This window comes from Synechococcus sp. H55.7 (assembly GCF_047462395.1).
In the GTDB taxonomy this organism is placed as follows: domain Bacteria; phylum Cyanobacteriota; class Cyanobacteriia; order Thermostichales; family Thermostichaceae; genus Thermostichus.
The window spans coordinates 128,370-148,270 of record NZ_JANSJD010000005.1 but is presented as its reverse complement, the minus strand read 5'-3'; the positions used below and the strand labels follow the sequence as shown (position 1 = coordinate 148,270).

20 protein-coding genes are annotated in these 19,901 nt (G+C 61.5%); 10 read left to right on the top strand and 10 right to left on the bottom strand.

Going from position 1 to position 19,901, the window contains the following annotated elements:
* Window positions 1-155: 155 nt before the first annotated feature.
* The 4 genes from NW851_RS04035 to NW851_RS04020 form a co-directional block, all read right to left on the bottom strand.
* Window positions 156-440 carry a hypothetical protein gene (locus NW851_RS04035; protein WP_414335266.1) on the bottom strand — a complete coding sequence of 95 codons (285 nt, stop codon included), beginning with the start codon at window positions 438-440 and terminating at the stop codon, window positions 156-158.
* Entirely contained in the window at window positions 437-1,021 is a 585-nt protein-coding gene (locus tag NW851_RS04030) for a thylakoid membrane photosystem I accumulation factor (protein WP_414337114.1), read from the bottom strand. The genes NW851_RS04035 and NW851_RS04030 overlap by 4 nt, the downstream gene beginning before the upstream one ends.
* Window positions 1,022-1,093: 72 nt before the next feature.
* On the bottom strand, window positions 1,094-2,314 hold the full coding sequence (locus NW851_RS04025) for a ribulose bisphosphate carboxylase small subunit (protein ID WP_414335262.1): 1,221 nt from the start codon (window positions 2,312-2,314) through the stop codon (window positions 1,094-1,096).
* Between the two features lie 62 nt (window positions 2,315-2,376).
* On the bottom strand, window positions 2,377-3,555 hold the full coding sequence (locus NW851_RS04020; protein WP_414335260.1) for a TRC40/GET3/ArsA family transport-energizing ATPase: 1,179 nt from the start codon (window positions 3,553-3,555) through the stop codon (window positions 2,377-2,379).
* A 182-nt stretch (window positions 3,556-3,737) separates the two neighbouring features.
* Between NW851_RS04020 and psbQ the strand changes: the two genes are divergently transcribed.
* Window positions 3,738-4,136, top strand: coding sequence for a photosystem II protein PsbQ (gene psbQ / locus NW851_RS04015; RefSeq protein ID WP_414335259.1), 399 nt, complete (start codon window positions 3,738-3,740; stop codon window positions 4,134-4,136).
* Window positions 4,137-4,374: 238 nt separating this feature from the next.
* On the opposite strand, the gene NW851_RS04010 is transcribed toward psbQ, so the two are convergent.
* Together NW851_RS04010 and NW851_RS04005 are read right to left on the bottom strand one after the other, a co-directional pair.
* Window positions 4,375-4,596 (bottom strand): hypothetical protein, encoded by a 222-nt coding sequence (locus NW851_RS04010; protein WP_414334777.1) that lies wholly within the window; start codon window positions 4,594-4,596, stop codon window positions 4,375-4,377.
* Window positions 4,596-6,407 carry a S8 family serine peptidase gene (locus tag NW851_RS04005; RefSeq protein WP_414334776.1) on the bottom strand — a complete coding sequence of 604 codons (1,812 nt, stop codon included), beginning with the start codon at window positions 6,405-6,407 and terminating at the stop codon, window positions 4,596-4,598. The genes NW851_RS04010 and NW851_RS04005 overlap by 1 nt, the downstream gene beginning before the upstream one ends.
* 262 nt (window positions 6,408-6,669) lie before the next feature.
* On the opposite strand from NW851_RS04005, the gene NW851_RS04000 reads away from it, so the two are divergent.
* On the top strand, window positions 6,670-7,362 hold the full coding sequence (locus tag NW851_RS04000; RefSeq protein WP_414334779.1) for a MotA/TolQ/ExbB proton channel family protein: 693 nt from the start codon (window positions 6,670-6,672) through the stop codon (window positions 7,360-7,362).
* Between the two features lie 3 nt (window positions 7,363-7,365).
* The gene (locus tag NW851_RS03995) at window positions 7,366-7,791 is read left to right on the top strand and encodes an ExbD/TolR family protein (RefSeq protein WP_414334775.1); all 426 of its coding nucleotides are present in this window, start codon (window positions 7,366-7,368) and stop codon (window positions 7,789-7,791) included.
* A gap of 20 nt (window positions 7,792-7,811) precedes the next feature.
* On the opposite strand, the gene argF is transcribed toward NW851_RS03995, so the two are convergent.
* Together argF and ctpC are read right to left on the bottom strand one after the other, a co-directional pair.
* On the bottom strand, window positions 7,812-8,729 hold the full coding sequence (argF, locus tag NW851_RS03990) for an ornithine carbamoyltransferase (RefSeq protein ID WP_414334778.1): 918 nt from the start codon (window positions 8,727-8,729) through the stop codon (window positions 7,812-7,814).
* A 117-nt stretch (window positions 8,730-8,846) separates the two neighbouring features.
* A complete protein-coding gene (ctpC, locus tag NW851_RS03985) occupies window positions 8,847-10,142 on the bottom strand; it encodes a carboxyl-terminal processing protease CtpC (protein ID WP_414334774.1) in 1,296 nt (431 codons plus the stop codon).
* A gap of 313 nt (window positions 10,143-10,455) precedes the next feature.
* On the opposite strand from ctpC, the gene NW851_RS03980 reads away from it, so the two are divergent.
* From NW851_RS03980 to NW851_RS03965, 4 genes are all read left to right on the top strand, one after another.
* Window positions 10,456-11,823, top strand: coding sequence for a glutamate-5-semialdehyde dehydrogenase (locus NW851_RS03980; protein ID WP_414334773.1), 1,368 nt, complete (start codon window positions 10,456-10,458; stop codon window positions 11,821-11,823).
* A gap of 253 nt (window positions 11,824-12,076) precedes the next feature.
* Window positions 12,077-12,610: an RNA recognition motif domain-containing protein gene (locus NW851_RS03975; RefSeq protein WP_414337113.1), complete on the top strand. Its 534-nt coding sequence runs from the start codon at window positions 12,077-12,079 to the stop codon at window positions 12,608-12,610.
* 83 nt (window positions 12,611-12,693) lie between these two features.
* The gene (locus tag NW851_RS03970; protein ID WP_414337112.1) at window positions 12,694-13,485 is read left to right on the top strand and encodes a DsbA family protein; all 792 of its coding nucleotides are present in this window, start codon (window positions 12,694-12,696) and stop codon (window positions 13,483-13,485) included.
* 23 nt (window positions 13,486-13,508) lie between these two features.
* Window positions 13,509-14,222: an HNH endonuclease gene (locus NW851_RS03965; protein ID WP_414337111.1), complete on the top strand. Its 714-nt coding sequence runs from the start codon at window positions 13,509-13,511 to the stop codon at window positions 14,220-14,222.
* 42 nt (window positions 14,223-14,264) lie between these two features.
* On the opposite strand, the gene NW851_RS03960 is transcribed toward NW851_RS03965, so the two are convergent.
* On the bottom strand, window positions 14,265-15,365 hold the full coding sequence (locus tag NW851_RS03960; RefSeq protein WP_414334769.1) for an SPOR domain-containing protein: 1,101 nt from the start codon (window positions 15,363-15,365) through the stop codon (window positions 14,265-14,267).
* Between the two features lie 190 nt (window positions 15,366-15,555).
* The gene (locus tag NW851_RS03955) at window positions 15,556-15,963 is read right to left on the bottom strand and encodes a hypothetical protein (protein WP_414334768.1); all 408 of its coding nucleotides are present in this window, start codon (window positions 15,961-15,963) and stop codon (window positions 15,556-15,558) included.
* A gap of 101 nt (window positions 15,964-16,064) precedes the next feature.
* Between NW851_RS03955 and recJ the strand changes: the two genes are divergently transcribed.
* The 3 genes from recJ to rdgB are packed head-to-tail and all read left to right on the top strand — an operon-like array spanning window position 16,065 to window position 19,820.
* Window positions 16,065-18,518, top strand: coding sequence for a single-stranded-DNA-specific exonuclease RecJ (recJ, locus tag NW851_RS03950; protein ID WP_414334767.1), 2,454 nt, complete (start codon window positions 16,065-16,067; stop codon window positions 18,516-18,518).
* Window positions 18,519-18,524: 6 nt separating this feature from the next.
* Entirely contained in the window at window positions 18,525-19,190 is a 666-nt protein-coding gene (locus NW851_RS03945) for a metallophosphoesterase family protein (protein WP_414334766.1), read from the top strand.
* Between the two features lie 36 nt (window positions 19,191-19,226).
* Window positions 19,227-19,820 carry an RdgB/HAM1 family non-canonical purine NTP pyrophosphatase gene (gene rdgB, locus NW851_RS03940; RefSeq protein WP_414334765.1) on the top strand — a complete coding sequence of 198 codons (594 nt, stop codon included), beginning with the start codon at window positions 19,227-19,229 and terminating at the stop codon, window positions 19,818-19,820.
* Window positions 19,821-19,901: the final 81 nt, after the last annotated feature.

Sequence of the window (19,901 nt, the reverse complement as noted above, 5' to 3'; positions counted from 1 at the left end):
AGTCGCCGAGATTGAGGATGGTGTTTTGCTCGCTGACGATGGTTTGGATATCGTCAGGCAAGTTGCGGACGTACTCGAGCTGAAGGGCCTAGGGCGTCGCAGGCGCATGGGAAAGGGCTCCGGGATCCAAGACTTTTGATCGTTCTTAACGGGTGCTAGCTCAGCACCCAGCGCTGGAGAGCAATGCCAAGAAGCAGGCCCAGGCCGCCAAAGCGCAGCACCTGCCAAAAGGTGGCGGGGACAGGGTTAAACACTTCCAACAGGTAGGCTTGCAGGCGTTGCTCCAATTGGCTGACTTCCGCCTGAATTTCAGCCCAGTGTTCGGGGGAAAGCTGGGACAGGCGCTCCAGCTCGCGTAGGTCGACCAGCCGCGCTTGCAAGATCTCGAGCTTGGTTTGCAGAGCCTCAAGCGAATCCGGGGAATCGGGAGGAGCGGTCACGGCTGTGCCTCGGCTGGGGGGGCGGGGGAACGGGGTCGGGAAAATCCGGTTTGGATCTCGTTGAAGGGCTTGGCTTTGATCACCCCTGGGGGGACGGGATCCAGGTGGAAGAGGGCGCGAATGGCGTTTTCCACTTCCGTGATGGGGCGGTTGCCGATGGATTGATAAGCAATGTTGCCCTGGGAGTCAAAAAGGAGGGTCTGGGGCACTTGGCCGCTGTAGTATTGGCCACGCTCATCCCCGGGCAAGAGGGAATCGACAGAATAAGGGATGAAATAGACTCCCAGCCCATAGCGAACTTGCAGGTTGGCCAGGGTGGCAGCGTATTTTTTGCAATCGCTGCTGTCGTCGATGTAGTAGACGAGGAGGGCCGGGATCCCTTGTTCTTTGGCCTGCTTCAGGGAGACACGAGGGGGGATCATGCCGCCGTTGGAGCCGTAGAGGGCAAAGATGTTGCCGTCGTAGCGGTCGTCGTTGAGGAGGGCATTGGCAGGCGGAGACAACCAGCCCATGAACACGACGCACAAAGCCACCAGGAGAAGGCGCAGCCACAGCATGATTTGGAGAGGATTGTCGAGCAAAGAGGGGGCTCCCTCATTGTGCCATTTTGCTCTGGCGCCGCACTCCCCCTTCCAGTTTGCGGTGGGATCCCCTCATGGACGTTGGATAATGGTCTCGATCCGCCGTTGTTTTTTCACTGGATCTACGCCCACCAGCCGGATGTAGTCCTTGGGAAAACGGCTGAGGCACTGCTCGACAGCCTGACAGGCAGCGGCCCATTCTTTCAGGTGGGCAACTCCACACTCCTGCCAGGAATGAACCCGGTAGCGGCGCGGATCCGCGTGCTCCACCTGGATTTCGTATCCTTGCGCCAGGATCTGGCGAATATGGGCCTGCACTTTTGGGTTGAGCGGAACGGGGGGAGGATCGACCGAGTGAGCAGCCCCGGGAGGGGATGGCGGGGAAGCGGGAGGCGGCTCCTGGGAGGCGGAGCGCTTGAGGCCAAGGTATTCTTCGGAGAGGCGACGGGCTTCTACTTGTTGTTGCTCGGCTTTGAGCTGGTGGCCGGCCTGGATCAACTGCTCCAGAGAAAATCGCGGCGGCGGAAAGTGGGGGGCGCCTTCTTTGCTTTTGAGCAGGCGAAAGGCTATGCCCTCTAGGCCCACTTGTTGGATCAATTGCCATACCTGCTCGTCGTAAAGTTGGGCGCGCAGGGCGCCGAAAAAGTCGATGGCCTGTTCAGGAAAAGTGTCCACCAGGCGCTCGACTTCCTCCAGCGACAGCCCGTCAGCCTGAAAAATGCCGTGAACGATGTGAATGCGGTCGGTGCGGCTGGGCTCCCAATAGAACTTGCGCATGCGCCCATCGCGGATGAGGGGGGCATAGAGGGTGGAAAAGTCATTGCCGGTGGCGATGATGGGCACGCGTGGCAGAGGCTTGGGATCGTAGCTGCCGGGAAGCTGCACGTTGGTGGGGTTGTCGGCGATGTTCATCAAGGTGGCGCTGACCAGTTGGGTGTTGACGGTGTACTGGGTCATGGTGTTCAGACGGCCAGCACCGGCATCCAGGTCGTTGATCATCAGCACGGCCATCTGGCCAAATTTGCGGATGTGCTCGGCAGCTTCACGGTAGCGCAGACGGATCATGCGAGCCGGATCCCCGGCGTCGGGACTTTCCAGCTCACCGCCGGAGATGTGAACGGCATAGACCTTCATGCGCTCGAAAATCAGGTTGCACTGAAAGGTCTTGCCCTCACCCTTACGCCCGTGGATGCCCAAGATGAGCGGAACCGGCACGTCCGGCAAAGGGAGATGATTCTTCGTCAGGTGCAGGGCGACGACCTTGAGGAAGGTGGGGGCAATGTAGTAGCTCATCCGCTCCGGGTTAGCTGGCTGTTTGCTATTTGAGGATACCTCTTCGGCAGAGGGCTACAGGCTCAAGCGGCAAAATGGATGCGCAGGTAGTCTTCTTCCATCTTGGCGCGGGCCGGGGTCATGGCTGCCAAGGTCTGGGGCAACACCAGGTTGCGGCGGTGGTTGCCGATGCGGATGTTCAGCTCATCCCCAGTTTTGCTCAGTTCCACCTGCTCTTTCGGGATCCCGGGCAAGTACAGATCCAGGCGGTACTGGCCGTTGTCGGTGACCACATGCATCGTTTGCTCGGTGTAGAACACTTCCGCCGGGTTGCGCTCTCCCCAAAGGTCTTTTTTCAGGCGGGCCAGGGCGTCCCACCCCACCAACTCCTCGGAGTACAGCGGGATCTCCACCACCGGTAGAGGAGCAAAGTTCTCGTGGATCTCCCGGCGATATTTTTGTTGGGCGGCCTTCCAGGCAGCAAAGTAGGGATCCACCACTCCATCCGGCAGAATGCGGTTGGCAATCACCAAATCGGTGGCGACGCCGTAAAGGCTGAGGTAGGCGTGGGCCCGCAGCGATTCTTTGATCACCATCTTTTCGGGGTTGGTGACCAGCCGCACCGAGGTGATGCGGTTGTTGGTGAGGATGCCCTCCAGCCGCTCGATCTTCTGGTAGAACTCGTAGGGGGCATCCAGTACCTGGTCATTGGGCAGGGGGATCCCGGTCAGTCCCTTCACAATTGGCTCGGCAATAGGACGCAGCATCTGCGCCAAGCCCTGCAGGGGCTTGTAGAACTTGCGCATGTACCAGCCGGAAACATCCGGCAAACTCAAAAGGCGCAGAGCCGTGCCCGTAGGGGCTGAGTCGATGATGAGCACATCGAACTTGCCCTCGTCGTAATGGCGATTGACCCGCACCAGGGCAAAGATCTCGTCCATCCCCGGCAAAATGGCCAGCTCCTGCGCCTGCACCCCATCCAGCCCACGCGCCTGCAACACCTGGGTAATGTAGGTTTTGACGGATCCCCAATTCAGCTCCAGCTCGTTGAGGGCATCCAGCTCCGCGCCCCAAAGGTTGGGTTTGACCTCCACCGGCTCATGGCCCAAGGGCTGATCGAAGCTATCGGCCAACGAGTGGGCCGGATCGGTGCTCAGCACCAAAGTTTTCAGGCCGATCTCGGCACAACGCCAGCCGGTCGCCGCTGCCATCGAGGTTTTGCCGACCCCACCCTTGCCGGTCATGAGGATGATGCGTTGCATGAGAGCGCCATTTACATTCTTTTACAGGATAGCTCTAGCCTAGCCGATTTGCTCTGCTCTTTGAGAGGTAGCCGAGGAGCTGGGGTGCAGCCAGCAGGTAAACTATTGATTTGATTGCCGATCGTGTCGGCGGGACGGAGTCCTTGAAATCAAGCCTGTTGCAGGCATGTGGGAGGTACGTGATGATCTGTCGCTGGCGGAGTGTGTTGCTGGTTGCCATCCTGACATTGGGGCTGTGGCTGGGATCGCTTCCTGTACAGGCGGCTGCCGGCTTGCCCCGAGAGCTGCAACAACTGGAGCAACAGGTGGAGCGGCTGCAAAGCCTGGTGGAGGCGGAGGACTGGTTGGAGATCCGCTCCTACATCCACGGACCGATGGGCCTGACCCGCAAGACCTTGACCGGCCTGGCGGCCACCTTGCCGGATCGGCAAAAGCGGGAAGTGCTGCGCCTGGCCAAGGAGATGGGCCGTAGCCTGGAACAACTGGACTTTGCCGCCAAAGCCTATGACCAACCGGAGGTGGAAGCAGCCCAGGCCAAGGTGAAAAAGACGTTGCAAGAGTTGGAGGCCGTGTTTTCCTAGGCTGTGTTGAGCTGACCTTCATCTCAAACGGCAATGAAACGGTTCGTTACGTCCATCCCCAGCTCCCCTCTCCCTCAGGGAGAGGGGCTGGGGGTGAGGGATGTCCCTCAGGGAGAGGGGCTGGGGGTGAGGGATCCAGAAAACGCTGGCGCAGCGAAACATCCCAAAAAGTTAGAAAAAATGGGGATCCCTGAGCGGGGATCCCCGATTTGGTTGATCGATCTGTATCTGGGCCAAGCTAGGGCTGCCGTCGGAAGCTCTTCACCTCCAAGACCGGCCCCACCTGAGCCACCGTCACCATGTCTTCTTTGAGCTGTCCCTGGATGGTGACTTCCAACCCCTCTTGTAAGAGCTCTTTGGGGGCGCGGAAGAGGGCATAGTGCTGGCCGGAAGGCAGGGTCAGCACCCACACCCCTCCTTCGATATCCAGGAACTGGATGGTACCGCTGTATTCTTCCATCACCGCCTCAGCGCTAGACCGGTGCTGTTGGACTGGGACTCCAGGATGGCTTGTGCTCCCAAATAGGCCAGGCCCAGGCAGAGCAGGCCATTGAAGAGCAAAAAGGAGCGACCCAGCCAAGCAGAGGATCCAAGCCATACTACCCCCTCATAGAACAGAGATCCGGACAAGAGCAGATGGGAGGCCATGCCGATAGAGAGGCCGATCACCGCCCAGCGCCAGCGCCGATGGCCCAGGAGCAGCACCAGCAACAGGCCCGGGATCAAGACGCTGGCAAACAAGGGGTTCAAAGCGTTGGTTTGGGCCAAGGCGGTGCCCAGCTCCGGCAGGGAGCTCCCCGCCAATTGGAAGGGCCAGCGAGGGGCACCCACAATGGCCAAGCCCTGCAGTGGGAAGAGGCCGGCGCTGCCCAAGAGGATCCCGGCCAGCAAAGGCACTGTTGCCCGCATCGGCTTGGGAGCCAGCCACCAGCGGATCAGCACCAGGATGATGTAGCCGCCTATCACCATCAGCAGCTTGGGCACCAGGGCAATCGGGCCGCCATCAAACCAGAAGCGCGGGTTGAGGTAGCCGTTGTTGTTCAGGTATTGCAGGAAGTCCTTCAGCCACAGCACCAGGGGGTTCTCCTCTTGCTGACCGGTGGCTCGGGCCAGCGCCTTGGCAGCATCCAGACGACCGGCCCCGTAGAAGTTCTGTTTGTCGCCGGGCACCGGGGTGGCCGACATCTTCAGCACCTCTTCCACCTTGTCCGGGTCTTTGATGCCCTGGGCTTGGATCAGCGCCGCCACGCCGGCCACGTGGGGAGTGGCCATGCTGGTGCCTTGGAAGTAGGCAAAGACCGGCTCGCTGGGGTTGCGGCGGTTGATGGTCTGCTGCAGAATGCCGTACTCAGGGTGATCGGGGGTTTTGGCGCCGCCCGGGGCAGAGATGTCCACCCCCACCCCATAGTTGGAGTAAGGGGCTTTGCTGCCATCGGGGCCGGTGGCCGAGACAGCGATCACATGCGGGTAGCGGGCCGGGTAGCTCACCTGGTCGGAGTTTTCGTTGCCGGCGGCTGCGATCACCGTCACCCCTTTGCTGTGGGCATAGGCTACGGCCTCTTCCATCAGTCGGGCCGAAGCGCGGCTACCCAGGCTGAGGTTGATGATCGTGGCCCCGTGGTCGGCAGCATAGCGGATCCCTTCCACCACATCCGACAGGGAGCCGAAGCCGTTGGCATCCAACACCCGCACCGGCATAATCTTGGCCTTGAAGGCGATGCCGGCTACACCCAAGAAATTGTTGGTGGATTGGGCGATGGTTCCCGCCACATGGGTGCCGTGGCCGTTGAGGTCTTCCGGGTCCTCATCATCGTCCACGAAGTCATAGCCCTGCACAAATTGAGTTTGGGCCAGGTCGGGAACTCGCGTCACCCCAGTATCCACCACGGCTACCGTCACCCCTTCCCCCTGAGAGATGTCCCAGGCTTCCGGCATGCGGATGGCCCTGAGATTCCACTGCTGGGGATAGAGGCGGTCGTTGGGCACAAAGGCCGCCTGGAATTGATAGTTGGGGTGAGCGTACTCGATCAAAGCTTCGTTGGTGAGCCGCTTGACCAGCCGCCGCGTGGATCCCAGATGGTCGGCATCCACGTCAAATAGGTAGATCGCTTCTTGGCGGGCAAAAGCGCTGTCGCTGCTGGGGCGGAGCGTCAAATTATACTCTTTGGCGATAGCGGCAATCTGGCTGGGGGTGGCCGTATTAACAAAGTTGACCACGATGCTGTCGTAGGGGGTGGATCCCTTGCCGCAAGCCGTCAACAGCAGTGCCATCAGTCCGGCGCAGCAAAGGCCCAACCAGCGTCTGAATTTCATAATTCACGCCCTCGGGATCCAAACCAAAATGGTTGCAACCAGTATGCCTTCTGGATCGACGATTGACGAGATGCGATCCGGGATTGGGGCAAAATTGCCAAAAGGTGCAACCTTCGCCGCGCAAGAAGGGATCCCAGCCCTGCCGAGAAAGTGCTATGACAAGATGAGCGAAGAAGAAGGGGGAAGTCAGGGTCGTATGGATAGAGTTTTGCAGCTCCTGATCCAGGGTTGGTACTATTCCATCCCCCTGCTGACGTTCTCGGTCTTCTCGGTGGCCTGTTGCATCGAGCGGGCCTTGTTCTGGTGGAAGGTCACCCACCGGCAGGAGGAGGTGGTGCGGCAAGCCCTCAGCCAGTACCGCCGCAACCCACGCGCTGCCCAGTATCTGCTGGAACAAAATGCCGACCTGCCCATTGCTCGCATCTTTTTGGCCGGCCTGGAGCTGAACGAAGCCAGCCCCGAAGATTTTAAGTTGGCCCTGGAAACAGCCCTGGCGGCAGAGGTGCCCCTGCTGAAGCGCTTCAACACGGTCTTCGACACTGTCATTACCGTTGCCCCCTTCCTGGGACTGCTGGGCACGGTTACCGGCATCATCCAGATCCTCAGCTCCATCCAACTGGGAGATATCGGCGGCACCGACACACAGGGGGTGGGTCAAGGGATTGCCGAAGCCCTCTACTCGACCGCCTTTGGGCTGATCGTGGCCATTCCCACCTTGCTGATCTCCAATGTCTTCCGCTCTCTCTACCTGCGGCAACTTTCCAAGATCCAGGAGTACGGCGGCGAGCTGGAGTTGCTGCATCGGCAGCGGCAAGAGATGCAAGCCCAGCAACTTTCCCAGTACCCCTACACGCAGTCCAGACCCGGTGGCAGCTCCACCCTTCCGCCCTACTCTTCGCTTGAGCCCTCTTAAGCCATGCGCATCCCCGAAGAAAACTTCCGCTCCGGCGAGATTAATATTGTGCCCTTGATCGATGTCATCTTTTCGATCTTGGTGTTTTTTGTCATCGCCAGCTTGGTGCTCACCCGCTCGGAAGCGCTGGATGTCAACCTGCCGGACGCAACCACGGCCCAAGTTCGTCTACAGCCGGATGTAACGGTGAGCATCACGGCAGAAGGCCAGATCGCCGTCAACCAGGAAAAGATCGCCGATATCTCCGCTCTGATCCCGACGGTGGAACGCATCCTGGCCGAGAAGCCGGCTGAAGGGCGCCGCCTGGTGGTGATCAACGCCGATTTGGCCCTCTCCCACGGCAAGGTGGTAGAGGTGATGGATACCCTGCAGCGGCTGCCCAACGTCAGCCTGGCCATTGCCGCTCGCCGCCCCGCCAATAACCGTTGACACCTTCCCTCTCTCTGGGGTCACCCTGCCCCCAGCAGTTGGATCAGCAGCGCCTTTTGCACGTGGAGGCGATTTTCTGCTTGATCCCACACACGGGACTGGGATCCCTCTAAGACCTCGGCAGTAATCTCCTCTTCCCGGTGGGCAGGCAAGCAGTGCAGCACGATAGCCTCGGGATCCGCCTGTTTTATCAGCGCGGCGTTGACCTGGTAGGGCAGGAAGTGGGCTTTGCGGGCCTCGGCCTGATCCTCTTGGCCCATGCTGGCCCACACGTCGGTATAGACCACCTGAGCTCCTGCGACTGCTGCGTAGGGATCCCGTAAGACCAGCACCTGCGATCCCTGGGCCAGGGCTTGTGCTTCTGCCACCACCGCCCCATCCGGCTCGTAACCGGGGGGTGTGGCGACACGGATGTGGATCCCGCTCATGGCACAGCCCAGCAGCAGGGAATGGGCAACGTTATTGCCGTCGCCGCAATAGGCCAAGGTCAGGCCCGCCAGTTGGCCGAAGTTCTCCTGGATGGTGAGCAGATCGGCCAACACCTGACAGGGGTGAAACTGATCCGTGAGGGCGTTGATCACCGGGATCTCGGCATACTCGGCAAAGATCTCCAGCTCTCGCTGGTCGTAGGTGCGAATGGCAATGACATCCAGGTAGCGGGAGAGGACGCGGGCCGTATCCGGCAGGGGTTCGCCGCGGCTCACCTGCAGCGCCGTCGGTACCAGATCCAGGGTGCTGCCCCCACACTGGGCCATGGCAGCAGTAAAACTGACGCGGGTGCGGGTGGAAGCCTTTTGAAACAACAGCCCCAGCACCCGACCCCGCAGATCCGCCCGATAGGGATCCCGCTTCAGTTCCGCCGCTTGAGCCAGCAGGGCCGATAGCTCTGCCGATGTCAGGTCGCTGAGCCGGAGCAGATCCCGCCCGGCTAAGTTCACAGATCCCACGGTCTTCGACTCGGCCATAGTGCCGCGCGCCACCTCCACGAACAACCCAGCATTGCCAACCCCGCGTTGGTCTTTGAGCCTCAGCTCGACCACGGCCTCAGGATCCGGCTACCGCGAAGAGGAACGAATGGCCTCTTGGGCCTGTTGCCGACGGGCCGAGATCTGAGCCTGGAGGGCCTGGATGGCGGCAGCATACTGGGGGTCGGCCGAGGTGGCCACCAACTCCCGGTTCTGGCCCAGCCGCTTCAGATCTTCTTCAGACAACTCCACCAAAATATCGGGGGTGATGCCCTTGTGATCGATGTCGGTGCCGTTGGGGGTGCGATAACGGGCGATGGTCACCGCCAGGCCCGACCCATCCGACAGGGGATGCACCGACTGCACCAGGCCCTTGCCGAAGGTTTGCGTGCCGATGATCACGGCGCGACGGTTATCTTGCAAAGCCCCCGACAGGATCTCGCTGGCGCTGGCGGATCCCCCATCCACCAAAACGGCCAAAGGCTTGTCGGTGAGGGCGGTGTTGTTGGCCGTGAGGCGATCCTGCTCCCCTTGCCGGTTCACCGTCGAGACAATGCTGCCTCGGTCGATCCACATGCGGGCGATCTCGGCGCTGGAGTAGAGCAGCCCCCCTGGGTTGGCCCGCAGATCGAGAACGTAGGCGGCCACCCCTCGTTTCTCCAGCTCGCGAATGGCTTGGCGCATCTTCTCGGCAGCGTTGCCGGAAAACTGGGTGATGCGGATGTAGCCGATGGGCAGGCCGCTTTCCTCGTGAACCTCGTAGCGCACGGTGGCCAGCTCGATTCTCTCCCGCACCAGGTCGAACACCTTCAGCCCTTCTCCCTCGCGGCGGATGGTCAGCCGCACCCGCGTACCCGGCTCGCCCCGAATGAGGTTGACCGCGGCGTTGGTGTCCATGCCTTCGGTGGACTTGTCGTCGATGCGCACGATCACGTCTTTGGATTTGATCCCGGCCCGGTCGGCGGGGGACCCTTCGATGGGGGAGATCACCACCAGCTCGTTCGTCTCTTGATCCATGCCCAGCGTGATCCCCACCCCGGTCAGCTCGCCGGATGTATCAATTTGCATGCTGGCGAACTGATCGGGATCCAAAAAGCGGGTGTAGGGATCGTTCAGTTTCTTCAGGGCTTCGCGAATGGCCGCATAGGCATCTTCTCGGGTGGCATATTCTCGGCTGAGCAGATCCCGCCGCACCGCCTCCCAATCGACGGAGTTAAAGGAAGGATCGACGTACTCGCGATTGACGATCTGCCAAACTTCGTCCACCACTTCTTTGGGATCCCGGCGAAACCCTGCCCAACCCGGACTGGATAGCTGCACGCCAACCAGCGACACGGCTGTGACTACCGCAGCCGTTGCACTCACCACAAACCCACGCTTTCTCATTGGCTCTCCTAGAAGACAAGGTGCTAAAAGTCGAGGTTGACGAGGTGGATCGCTAACCGTCCGGGAACGGAAGTGCAAGCAAAAGCTTTCTCTCGTCCGCCCTCATCCCAGAAGCATCGGAGATGAAGGAGGAATACCCCGCCGCAGCCGGTGGGATCCAAAGTTTGGTAGGCTGCAAATGGCACAGCCCGAATGTGCCTAACCTAGCATAGGGATCCCCACAAGGGCGCTCCTGGGATCCCATTCATCACACATCCCAACCCAATTGCCGCTCTTTGTTCTGGATGGGCGCTTGTGCCGCCTTCTTGACCCTATGTCCCTCTCCACCGACTGCCCTAACTCGCTTGCAGCCGCTTTCGATCGGCCTTTGCTGTCCCAAGTGCAGTTGGCCCGCGCTGCCGCCCAGCGCACAGCCACCTTGCCCACTGCTATTAAAAATGCTGCTCTGGAGGCCATGGCCACCGCCCTGCTGGAACACCAAGAGGCCATCTTGACGGCCAACCAGGCGGATTTGGAGCAGGCAGCAGAGAGGGTCGAGGCCGGGGAGTTGTCGGCAGCCGCCTATGCCCGCCTGAAGCTGGATCCCCACAAGTTGGCGGACATGGTGGCCGGAGTGCGGCAGGTGATCCGGCTAGGGGATCCGGTGGGCCGAGCTTTGCTGATCCGAGAGCTGGACGAGGGGCTGGTACTGGAGCGGCGCACCTATCCTTTGGGAGTGCTGGGGGTGATCTTCGAGTCGCGGCCCGATGCTCTGGTGCAAATTGCCGCCCTGGCGGTGAAAACGGGCAATAGCGTCTTGCTCAAAGGGGGATCCGAAGCCCTGCTCTCTTGTCAGGCGTTGATGGCGGCCATCCAAGCGGGGCTGCAGCAGATCCCGGACTTTCCCCAGGGATCTTTGCAGCTGCTCACCAGCCGTGAGGAGATCAAAGCCCTGCTGCAACTGGAGGGGCTGGTGGATCTAATTATCCCCCGCGGCTCCAGCAGCTTTGTCCGCTACATCATGGAAAATACCCGCATCCCGGTGCTGGGCCACGCCGATGGCCTGTGTCACCTGTACGTGGATCGGGCTGCCGATGTGGAGATGGCGGTGAGGCTGACGCTGGACAGCAAAACCCAGTACCCCGCCGCCTGCAACGCCATCGAGACCCTGCTGGTGCACGCGGACATTGCCCCCCAGTTTTTGCCCCCGGCGGTCCAGGCGCTGCGCGAGCAAGGGGTGGAGTTGCGCGGGGATCCCCGCTGCCGCGAGCTGGTGCCGGATCTGATCCCGGCCACTGAGGCCGACTGGAGCACCGAGTACGCCGATTTGATCCTCTCGATCAAGATGGTCGGCTCCCTTGACGAGGCCATTGCCCACATCCAGCAGTACGGATCCCGCCATACCGAGGCCATCGTAACCGAAGATGCCGCCGCCGCCCGTCGATTTCTGGATGAAGTGGATGCGGCAGGAGTCTTTCACAATGCTTCCACCCGCTTTGCCGACGGCTTCCGCTACGGCTTTGGGGCAGAAGTGGGGATCAGCACCCAAAAACTGCCGCCGCGCGGCCCGGTGGGTTTGGAGGGCTTGGTGACCTACCGCTACCAACTGCGAGGGCAAGGACATCTTGTAGCCGACTATACAGGCCCGCAGGCCCGGCCTTTTCAACATCGAGATCGTCTGAACAACACCGGTTTGGCCTAGGGGACACGGCCTGCCCCGGAAAGGTTATGAGGCAAGCGTTCATAAAAACCGTTCTCCTCGTCTTGGCAGCTCCAGGTTGGGGTAGATTAAAGAATAGCTCTGTGATTTGCAAAGGTTGTGCTTCGTGTCGCGCTGTGGTGTGACAATTAACGATTGGGTTCTGGACTCCAACTGTGCCGACTTGAGCGCCTTTGACCCAGCACCTTGCTTTTTGGTCGCCTTTTGTTATTTCGATTAGGAGCTTCACTGAATCATGTCTGTGCGTCTGTATGTCGGAAATCTGCCGGAAGAGGTGGATCGTCAGGCGTTGGAGAAGCTCTTTCGCTCTGCCGGCGAGGTGATTTCCACCAAGGTGATTCGGGATCGCAAGACCGGCAAGTGTCGCGGCTTCGGATTTGTAACGGTGAACACCGAGGAGCAGGCGCAGCAGTACATCGAAAAGTTCAATGGCCACAGCTTTGGGGATGTTAACTTGCGCATTGAGATCGCCCAGCCGCGCGACCGAGGGGAAGAGGCCCCATCCAAAGCGGCAGCTCCTGAGCCCTCAGCCAAAGAGTCTGGCAAGGAGTCTAAAGATTCCAGAGCATCCAGAGATTCTGAGGCCAAAGGCTCTAAAGATCCATCAGCAGGAAACTCTGCTCCCAGCAAAAAGCAACGCCAGCGCGGCAACAAAGGCGGGCGCGCCACTGTCGCTGCCGCCAGCGAGGTAGCCTCTGAGCCGGATCCCCGCTGGGCCAGCCAGTTGCAGCGGATCAAGGAGCAGCTTCTGCAGGCCACCAATTCCTGATCCCCCCGAAGGAGTGATAGACACCGTTGGGATCCGACGGTAGGCTGTGTGGAGTTCTGGGCATGTCTGAGACGGGGGTTAGGATGAATAGGCTGGTGAGGGTTTTTCGCGCTTGGGCTCAGGCCGGACTTTTGCTTGGGCTAATGGTTCTGCTGGAAGTGGGAAGTGGAGCTGCGGTTTTCCTGCCGGCGGCGGCGGCCCCGGCAGATTTGGAAGAGCAGGTGCTCCAGATCATTCGCAAGAACCCCCAGGTGATCCTAGAGGCTGTCCAGGAATACCAGCAGCGACAGTACCAAGAGCAACAGCAACAGCAGCAGCAGTTGGCGGAAGAATTTGGCCGTCAGTTGCGGGAGAACCCGCGTGCCGTCATCGGAGACTCTCCCCAACTGGGATCCGAGGCTTTGCGGTTGGTGTTGGTGGAGTTTTCCGATTTTCAATGTCCCTTCTGCGCCCGCGCCCACGATACCCTCAAACAGTTCATGGCCGAGCACGGGAACGAGGTGACCTTGGTGTACAAGCACCTGCCCTTGACCAGCATCCACCCGGAGGCGATGGCGGCGGCTCGCGCGGCTTGGGCTGCCCAGCGCCAGGGTAAGTTCTGGGAATTTCACGACGAGCTGTTCGCCAACCAATCCCAGCTTGGAGATGCGTTTTATGTGGCCACTGCCGAGAAGTTGGGCCTGAACGTGGAGAAGTTCAACCGGGATCGGCGCAGCCGGGCGGCAGAGCGAGCCATTCAGCGGGATATGGATCTGGCCTCTCAACTGGGCATTGGCGGCACGCCCTATTTCATCTTGAACGGCATTGCCTTCTCGGGGGCGCAGCCGCTGGAGGTGTTTGAGCAGACGCTGCAACAGGCCAAACAAGCTCTTTAGCCCGTTCAGGGTCTTAGGTCCTGATGTCGAGTCCCTATCGTTGCCCGGAGTGTGGGGATGAGTTCCTGTTTCGACCGGATCCCTGCCCCACCTGTGCCAGCCGACAACGCCAGAAGCAGCGGGCCGCTCGCGCCAAGGAAAAGCGGGGCAGCTACGACCTGACGGGCCAAGTTGCTGCTGCCGAGTTCTGGCAACTGTTGCGCTGGTACCCCTGTTGCCCCTGCTGTGGCAGGCCATGGTCACAGGTGGGATCCGCTCCTGTCCAGGATCACATCATCCCCCTCAGCCGCGGAGGGCCCAACACGGCTGCCAACTTGCAGCCCCTCTGCCCGGCCTGCAACGGCTGGAAGGCAGACTTTCTCATCTATTTCGACAGGGCCGTGCCGGGTCAGGTGCGACCCTTGCCCCAGCACCTTTGGCCCAGCTTTCGGCGTTGGCTCCGCCTCACCGGGGCCAATCGGGGGGTGGAGGATGTCCACAGCATCTTGTCCAGCCCCTGCGAAAGGCAACTGGACTGGTTGGATCCCAGCTTAGATCTTGGCGGCGGGGATCGCCCCCACGTGGTGCAACAGTTGGCCTATCCCCTGGCCAGCCCGGCCCAATTGCAGGCGGAAACCCTGCGCCTCACCCTAGTGGCGATCTCACTTGCAGAAGAATCCCTGGCGACTCCAACAAGCGGTGCAAAGGGCAGCGAGGCCCAATGGGGCTATTCTCAACAGCAGCGAGACGGTTCCTGACCTCCCCTCTCCCTCAGGGAAAGGGGCTGAAGCTGGCTGCTGCTACTCCACGGGCAGGATGCGGGCGTCAAACCCCGCCTCGGCCAGGGCGCGCCGCGCCTGTTCGGCATTGGCCCGCTGCCGGTAAGTGCCCACCTGAATCACAGAGCCGCGCACAAAAGCGTCAGGGGCAAACTGCTGCAGCTTGGGCAGCGCCTCTGCGCCGGCGGATACCACCACCCAAAATCCGCCTGTGCCTTCTTCGCGCAGGGATGCGGGAGAGGGGGTGGGATCCTGAACCAGAAGCGGTCGAGAGCGGCGCAGATCGGCGGGGAAGATCCCGGCTTCGTAGCCTCGGTCGGCCAGGTACCGCACCTGTTCGGCGGCAGCAGCCGGATCGGCAAACCCGCCCGTGCGCACCACCCGCAGGTCGTCGTAGATCAAAGGCAGGGATCCCTCTAGCAGTTGTTTGAGTGCAGGCCATTTCTCACCGCTGGGATCCGCCACCAACACCCAGTAGCGCTCCCCCTGAGGTGGATTGGAGTCAGGATCCCCTACAGCTTCCTCCCCTGCCAGCGACACCGCCACTGCCGGCAAGCCCTGGGCGGTCAGCCAGCGGGCCTGATCCTGCGCCAGCGACAGGCGGGAGAAGGTGCCCGTCTGCAAAGCCGCCTGGCCGCGGTACTGCACCACAGCAGCTCCTGGAAAAAAGCGGCGCACCCGCTCTTCCAGCCGGGGATCCCTGCTGGGGTTGGGCACATAGGTGGCAAAGGGCCGCTGGGGATCGGAGGGGGGAGCCGTTGGCGCCGGCGGGGCAGGGTTTTCAGAGCTGGGGGAGGGGCGGTCGGGCGCTGTTTGGGCGGGAAAAGCGGGCGGAAGGGGCGGATCCGTATCTTGACGGCTCACCACCCGCACCGGCAAGCCCAACCGTTCCAATTCAGCCTGGCGGCGTTGGGCGTGGTTGCGGTTGATGAACGTCCCCGCTAAAATGAACACCTGCCCGTCCCCTTGCACCAAATAGGCATCCGGCACCTGGCCGCGCACCTGGGCTAGAGCGGCTGCCTCGTTGGCCAGCACATGTACCTGGTAGCGGGTCAAGGCCAAAGCAGCAGGCAGGGCGAGGACAAAAGCCGCCAGGGATCCGGCCAAGAGAGCCGCTGTCATCCCCAGCCGTGGAGCAGGAAGCCCCTGCCACCCTGGAGCAGCCCTTTGGTTTATAAGCCATCTGCGGCACTGAAACAGCCCGGCGTTCACGGGATAAGCACAGACTTAGCGCATTTTTGGGTGCATCTCTAGTATAGACAGGTCGGCAGAACTCCACCCCTGGCGGGAATGGTTTGCGGCCCAGGGGTTTTCAGAAGCGGCGGCGCCGGCGGCGCCGAGCAGTCAGGGTGCGGGATCCCCCCAGGGCAAAGCGGATGATCTCCGTCTTGTACTGCTGCGAGCCCTCTGTGTAGTGGGCAAGCTGAATAGCGGATCCCTGGCCGGAGGGAAGAGCTGGCAAGGGCTGATCCGGGGTTTCGGCTTCGAGGGCGATGAAAAATCTTAGACGCAGCAGCACCTCCAGTTTAGACAGGCGCTCGGTCTGTTCGGGCACGAGGCGGCCGAGAGAGATTTGGAGGCGCGGCCTGCGGCGCCGGGATCCAGGGCGGCTCCAAAGCTGCCGGGCCAACGTCCACAGAGAGGCTTGCTCAGGAGACTTGACCAATAGCTTCCAGCCTGTCAGCGGGTTGAGGCCATAGGTAAGCAGCAGAGAATACATCGGCGGCAGGAAAGAGCAGAGGAGCGTTTTGAGTTAATGTCAAAAGGATAGCCCATAGGCCAACTGTAGCACTGCTACCTGCTACCTGAAGACCGATTGCAATGGCCGGGATCCCTGCCCAACGCTGGCTGTTTCATTCTGCAGACACACTGGCTGCCCAGAACTTGGCCGAGGCAGTGGGGGTCTCCTCTGTGTTGGCTCAGATCTTGCTCAATCGCGGCCTCTCTAGCCCTGCTGCTGTGCAGCGGTATTTGCAGCCGGATCCCGCCCACCTGCCCCCGCCCAGCCAGGATTTTGCCGATTTGCCGCTGGCGGTGGAACTGCTGGATGGGGCGATTTGCCGACAAGAGCCCATTGCCATCTGCGGCGACTACGATGCCGACGGCATGACCAGCACGGCTCTGCTGCTGCGGGCGTTGCGGGGCACGCCAGTGGTTTACCGCATTCCCAGCCGCATGACCGAGGGCTATGGCCTCAACAGCCGCATGGTGCAAGAGCTGCACCGCGAGGGGGTGCGCCTCATCCTCACGGTGGACAACGGCATCTCTGCCCACGAGCCCATCCAACTGGCCAAAGCCCTAGGTTTGACGGTGATCGTGACGGATCACCACGATTTGCCGCCCCAGTTGCCCCCTGCCGACGCCATCCTCAATCCCAAACAGCTCCCGCTCTCTTCTCCCTATCGAGGGATGGCCGGGGTGGGGGTGGCCTACCTCCTGGCCCAGGCGCTGGCGGAGCGGCGCGGTGACGGCCATTTGGAGCGGGTGGCGCTGGAACTGTTTACCGTGGGCACCATTGCCGATTTGGCGCCGCTGACAGGGATCAACCGCCTTTGGGTGCGGCAGGGGCTGAACCTCTTGCCCACTTCCCAGGTGGCCGGGATCCGCGCCCTGTTGCAGGTGATGGGGGTGCAGGGATCCCCAGAGGAGCTGCGGCCTGAGTGGATTGGGTTTGGCCTGGGGCCGCGCATCAACGCCGTTGGGCGGATTGGCCAGGCGAGAATGGGGATCCAGTTGCTGACCACCGACGACCCGCAGCAGGCGGAGAAACTGGCCCGCCGCTGCGAACGCCTCAACCAGGTGCGGCAGCAGATGTGCAGCCGCATCGAGGCCGAGGCCCTGGAGCAAATTGCCCGGCAAGGTCGGGATCTGCGGCAGGAGCGGGTGTTGACGATTTTGGGATCCCCGCAGCAGAAATGGCACAAAGGGGTGATCGGCATCGTGGCCTCGCGCTTGGCAGAGCGTTTGGGCTGTCCGGTGTTCATCGGCAGCCAGTCGCGGCAAGGGGAGGTCAGCGGCTCGGCGCGGCAGGGGATCCCGGAGTTCGACGTGTTTCAGGCGTTGGAGTTTTGCCAAGATCTGTTCAGCAAACACGGCGGCCACCCGGCGGCAGGGGGATTTAGCCTGAGGGCGGAAAACTGGCCTCTTTTTGAAGAGCGGCTGCGGCAGTTTGCCCAACAGCAGTTGCAGCCGGAGCAGATCCAGCCGCTGGTACAGATCGACGTGGAGGTGGCACTGGCGGATCTCACCCTTGACCTCTATCGAGAGCTTCAGCATCTGCAGCCCTGTGGCATCGGCAACCCTGAGCCGGTCTTCTGCAGCCGCAACCTGCAGGTGCTGCAACAGCAGCGCTTTGGCGCAAGGGCCGTTAGTGGGGATACCCCCAGCCACCTGAAGCTGCTGGTTCAGGATCCCGACACTTCTGCCTTTGGCAACCGAGCAGAACCCTCACTAGCCTCAACCGCCAAAGCCCGCAGCCGTCCCCTGTGGGCCATTCGCTGGCGAGGGGCTGAGAATTATCCCCTGCCCGACCGAGTTGACCTCGCCTACACTCTGAAGGCCAAAACGTGGCAGGGAGAAACCCAACTGGAGCTGGAAATTGTCGGGATCCGACCTGCCCAAGAGGCTGCTGCCCGCACCCCCCCCTTTCCTCTGGACGCTGCTCCTTCCATGTCCCACTCCCAGAGCGAGACCGAGTCCTCACCCCTGTTGATCTGGCGACCCACCCCCCAGCCCACCCAGCCTTTGCGTTGGCAAGCTGTAGACCGGTTTTCTGTCCTCTTGCCCCGGGCGCGGGGAACCATCCTGTTCTACGGCTTCCGCCGCCCTTCGCTTGTCCTGTCTTCTGGGCGGCACTTGACTCTCCACTACGACCGCCCCCAAACCGGCCACCGCTACGATCAACTCTGGTTGTGGAGTTGGCCTCCTTCTGTGGATCACCTCAAGTGGCTGCTCTGGGGTACTCCCAGCAGTGAGCTGCTGATCGCCGTCCATCGGCAAGCGGTGCCCCTACCCTCCGCCACCGGCTTGCAACGCCAGCTCCGCCAATACCTGCAAACCCACAGCCAGGTGGATCTGCTGCGCTTGGCCCAGCAATGGTGGCTGTCTCCGGCGGTATTGGTGGCAGGCTTGCGCTCCCTGGGGTATGCCTGTTCGGATTTTGGCCCCACAGGATCCCTGGACGAAGAACTGGAGGCCCAGCAAGCTTGGTACCGCAGCTCCTGGCAGCAAGTGGCCGCCCGGCTGCTGCAGATTCCTTTTGCGCCAGCGGTGTAGGGCAGCATGGGAATTAAGCTACTGCTGGGCTCCGACTACCACGGCAGCGACCGGCTGATCCGGCAGGCCCTGGCCCATCTGCCACAGGTGGATGCTTACATCAACTGCGGCGATTTCTGTTCCAAGGCCGGCAAGCCCTCCCGTAAAGCCACCCAGGGCTTTCATCCGGCAGCGCAAGCCGAGGTAGCCCAGTTGCAATCTTTTCTGGCGGCGGTGGAGAGTTTGGGCAAGCCCTGGCTCTTCCTGCCCGGCAACCACGATCCGGCGGCTGCGGTTTTGGATTCGCTGGCTGGCAGTTGGGGGCGGGCCATCACCCAGTCCTGCTGCTTTGAGTGGCTGGGGTTACAGGTTTTGGCTGTGCCCTGGACTCCCCCCTGTGGTTGGAGCTGGTCTCTCACCTCCGGCCATTTGCAGGAGCTGCTCCACCTCTACCGTCAACCCCCCCGGCCCATTGACCTGCTGCTGACCCATGCTCCGCCGCAAGGTCTTTTGGATGAAGGCGGAAAATGGTATCACCATTGCACGCCCACTTTGCGCCCCTTATTGGAACAGGTGCAGCCGCGCTACTACATCTGCGGACACATGCATTGGGATGGGGGCAAGGTAGAGCGGTGGGGATCCACCCTGGTGATCAACGCGGCTCTGCACAACATGGTTCTCGAGATCGATTAGGTAGGGATCCCTTGGATTTGCGCTAGGATCCCTTTCATGCCCCGTTCTTTGATCTTGGCCAGCAGCAGCCCTGGCAAATGGCGCGAGTTCAACGCCTTTTTCCAAGCCCATGCCCCCGCTTGGGAGCTGCTCCGTCTGCCTGCAGCAATTGAGGTGGAAGAGACCGGTACCACCTTTGCCGAGAATGCCCTTCTCAAAGCCAAGGCCGTGGCCAAAGCTCTGAGAGAGTGGGCCATTGCCGACGATTCCGGCCTGGCGGTGGCAGCCCTTGGCGGCGCCCCCGGGATCCACTCGGCTCGCTATGCTAACAGCGATGCCGCCCGCATCCAGCGGCTGCTGCAGGAGATGGAAGGGATCCCAAATCGCCGAGCCACCTTTCACTGCGCCATCGCCCTGGTGGATCCCCAGGGCCAGGTGCAGGCGTTGGTGGAAGGCCTTTGCCACGGGGAAATCTTGACCCAGCCGCGGGGAAAGGGGGGGTTCGGCTACGACCCGCTGTTTTGGGTGCCGGAGGTGGAGCTAACCTTTGCCGAGATGAGCCCGGCGCAAAAAGAAGCCATCGGCCACCGCGGCCAGGCCCTACGCGCCCTCAAGGAGCAGTTGCTCGCCTTGGAGGGCAGTCTGGGCTAGCCTAGACTCACCAAAGGCTTGGGAGCTGCTAGGATACACTAGTCCAATTCTTGAGGGTTTGGGACAGGGAAAACCCTCTTG

Coding starts and splice junctions, on each gene's coding strand:
- NW851_RS03965 (WP_414337111.1), top strand. CDS start 13,509: ATGTCGAGTCCCTATCGTTGCCCGGAGTGTGGGGATGAGTTCCTGTTT.
- NW851_RS04025 (WP_414335262.1), bottom strand. CDS start 2,314: ATGAGCTACTACATTGCCCCCACCTTCCTCAAGGTCGTCGCCCTGCAC.
- NW851_RS03995 (WP_414334775.1), top strand. CDS start 7,366: ATGCGCATCCCCGAAGAAAACTTCCGCTCCGGCGAGATTAATATTGTG.
- NW851_RS04010 (WP_414334777.1), bottom strand. CDS start 4,596: ATGGAAGAATACAGCGGTACCATCCAGTTCCTGGATATCGAAGGAGGG.
- NW851_RS03970 (WP_414337112.1), top strand. CDS start 12,694: ATGAATAGGCTGGTGAGGGTTTTTCGCGCTTGGGCTCAGGCCGGACTT.
- psbQ (WP_414335259.1), top strand. CDS start 3,738: ATGATCTGTCGCTGGCGGAGTGTGTTGCTGGTTGCCATCCTGACATTG.
- recJ (WP_414334767.1), top strand. CDS start 16,065: ATGGCCGGGATCCCTGCCCAACGCTGGCTGTTTCATTCTGCAGACACA.
- NW851_RS03975 (WP_414337113.1), top strand. CDS start 12,077: ATGTCTGTGCGTCTGTATGTCGGAAATCTGCCGGAAGAGGTGGATCGT.
- NW851_RS04020 (WP_414335260.1), bottom strand. CDS start 3,555: ATGCAACGCATCATCCTCATGACCGGCAAGGGTGGGGTCGGCAAAACC.
- NW851_RS03960 (WP_414334769.1), bottom strand. CDS start 15,365: ATGACAGCGGCTCTCTTGGCCGGATCCCTGGCGGCTTTTGTCCTCGCC.
- ctpC (WP_414334774.1), bottom strand. CDS start 10,142: ATGAGAAAGCGTGGGTTTGTGGTGAGTGCAACGGCTGCGGTAGTCACA.
- NW851_RS04005 (WP_414334776.1), bottom strand. CDS start 6,407: ATGGCACTGCTGTTGACGGCTTGCGGCAAGGGATCCACCCCCTACGAC.
- rdgB (WP_414334765.1), top strand. CDS start 19,227: ATGCCCCGTTCTTTGATCTTGGCCAGCAGCAGCCCTGGCAAATGGCGC.
- NW851_RS03955 (WP_414334768.1), bottom strand. CDS start 15,963: ATGTATTCTCTGCTGCTTACCTATGGCCTCAACCCGCTGACAGGCTGG.
- NW851_RS03980 (WP_414334773.1), top strand. CDS start 10,456: ATGTCCCTCTCCACCGACTGCCCTAACTCGCTTGCAGCCGCTTTCGAT.
- NW851_RS03945 (WP_414334766.1), top strand. CDS start 18,525: ATGGGAATTAAGCTACTGCTGGGCTCCGACTACCACGGCAGCGACCGG.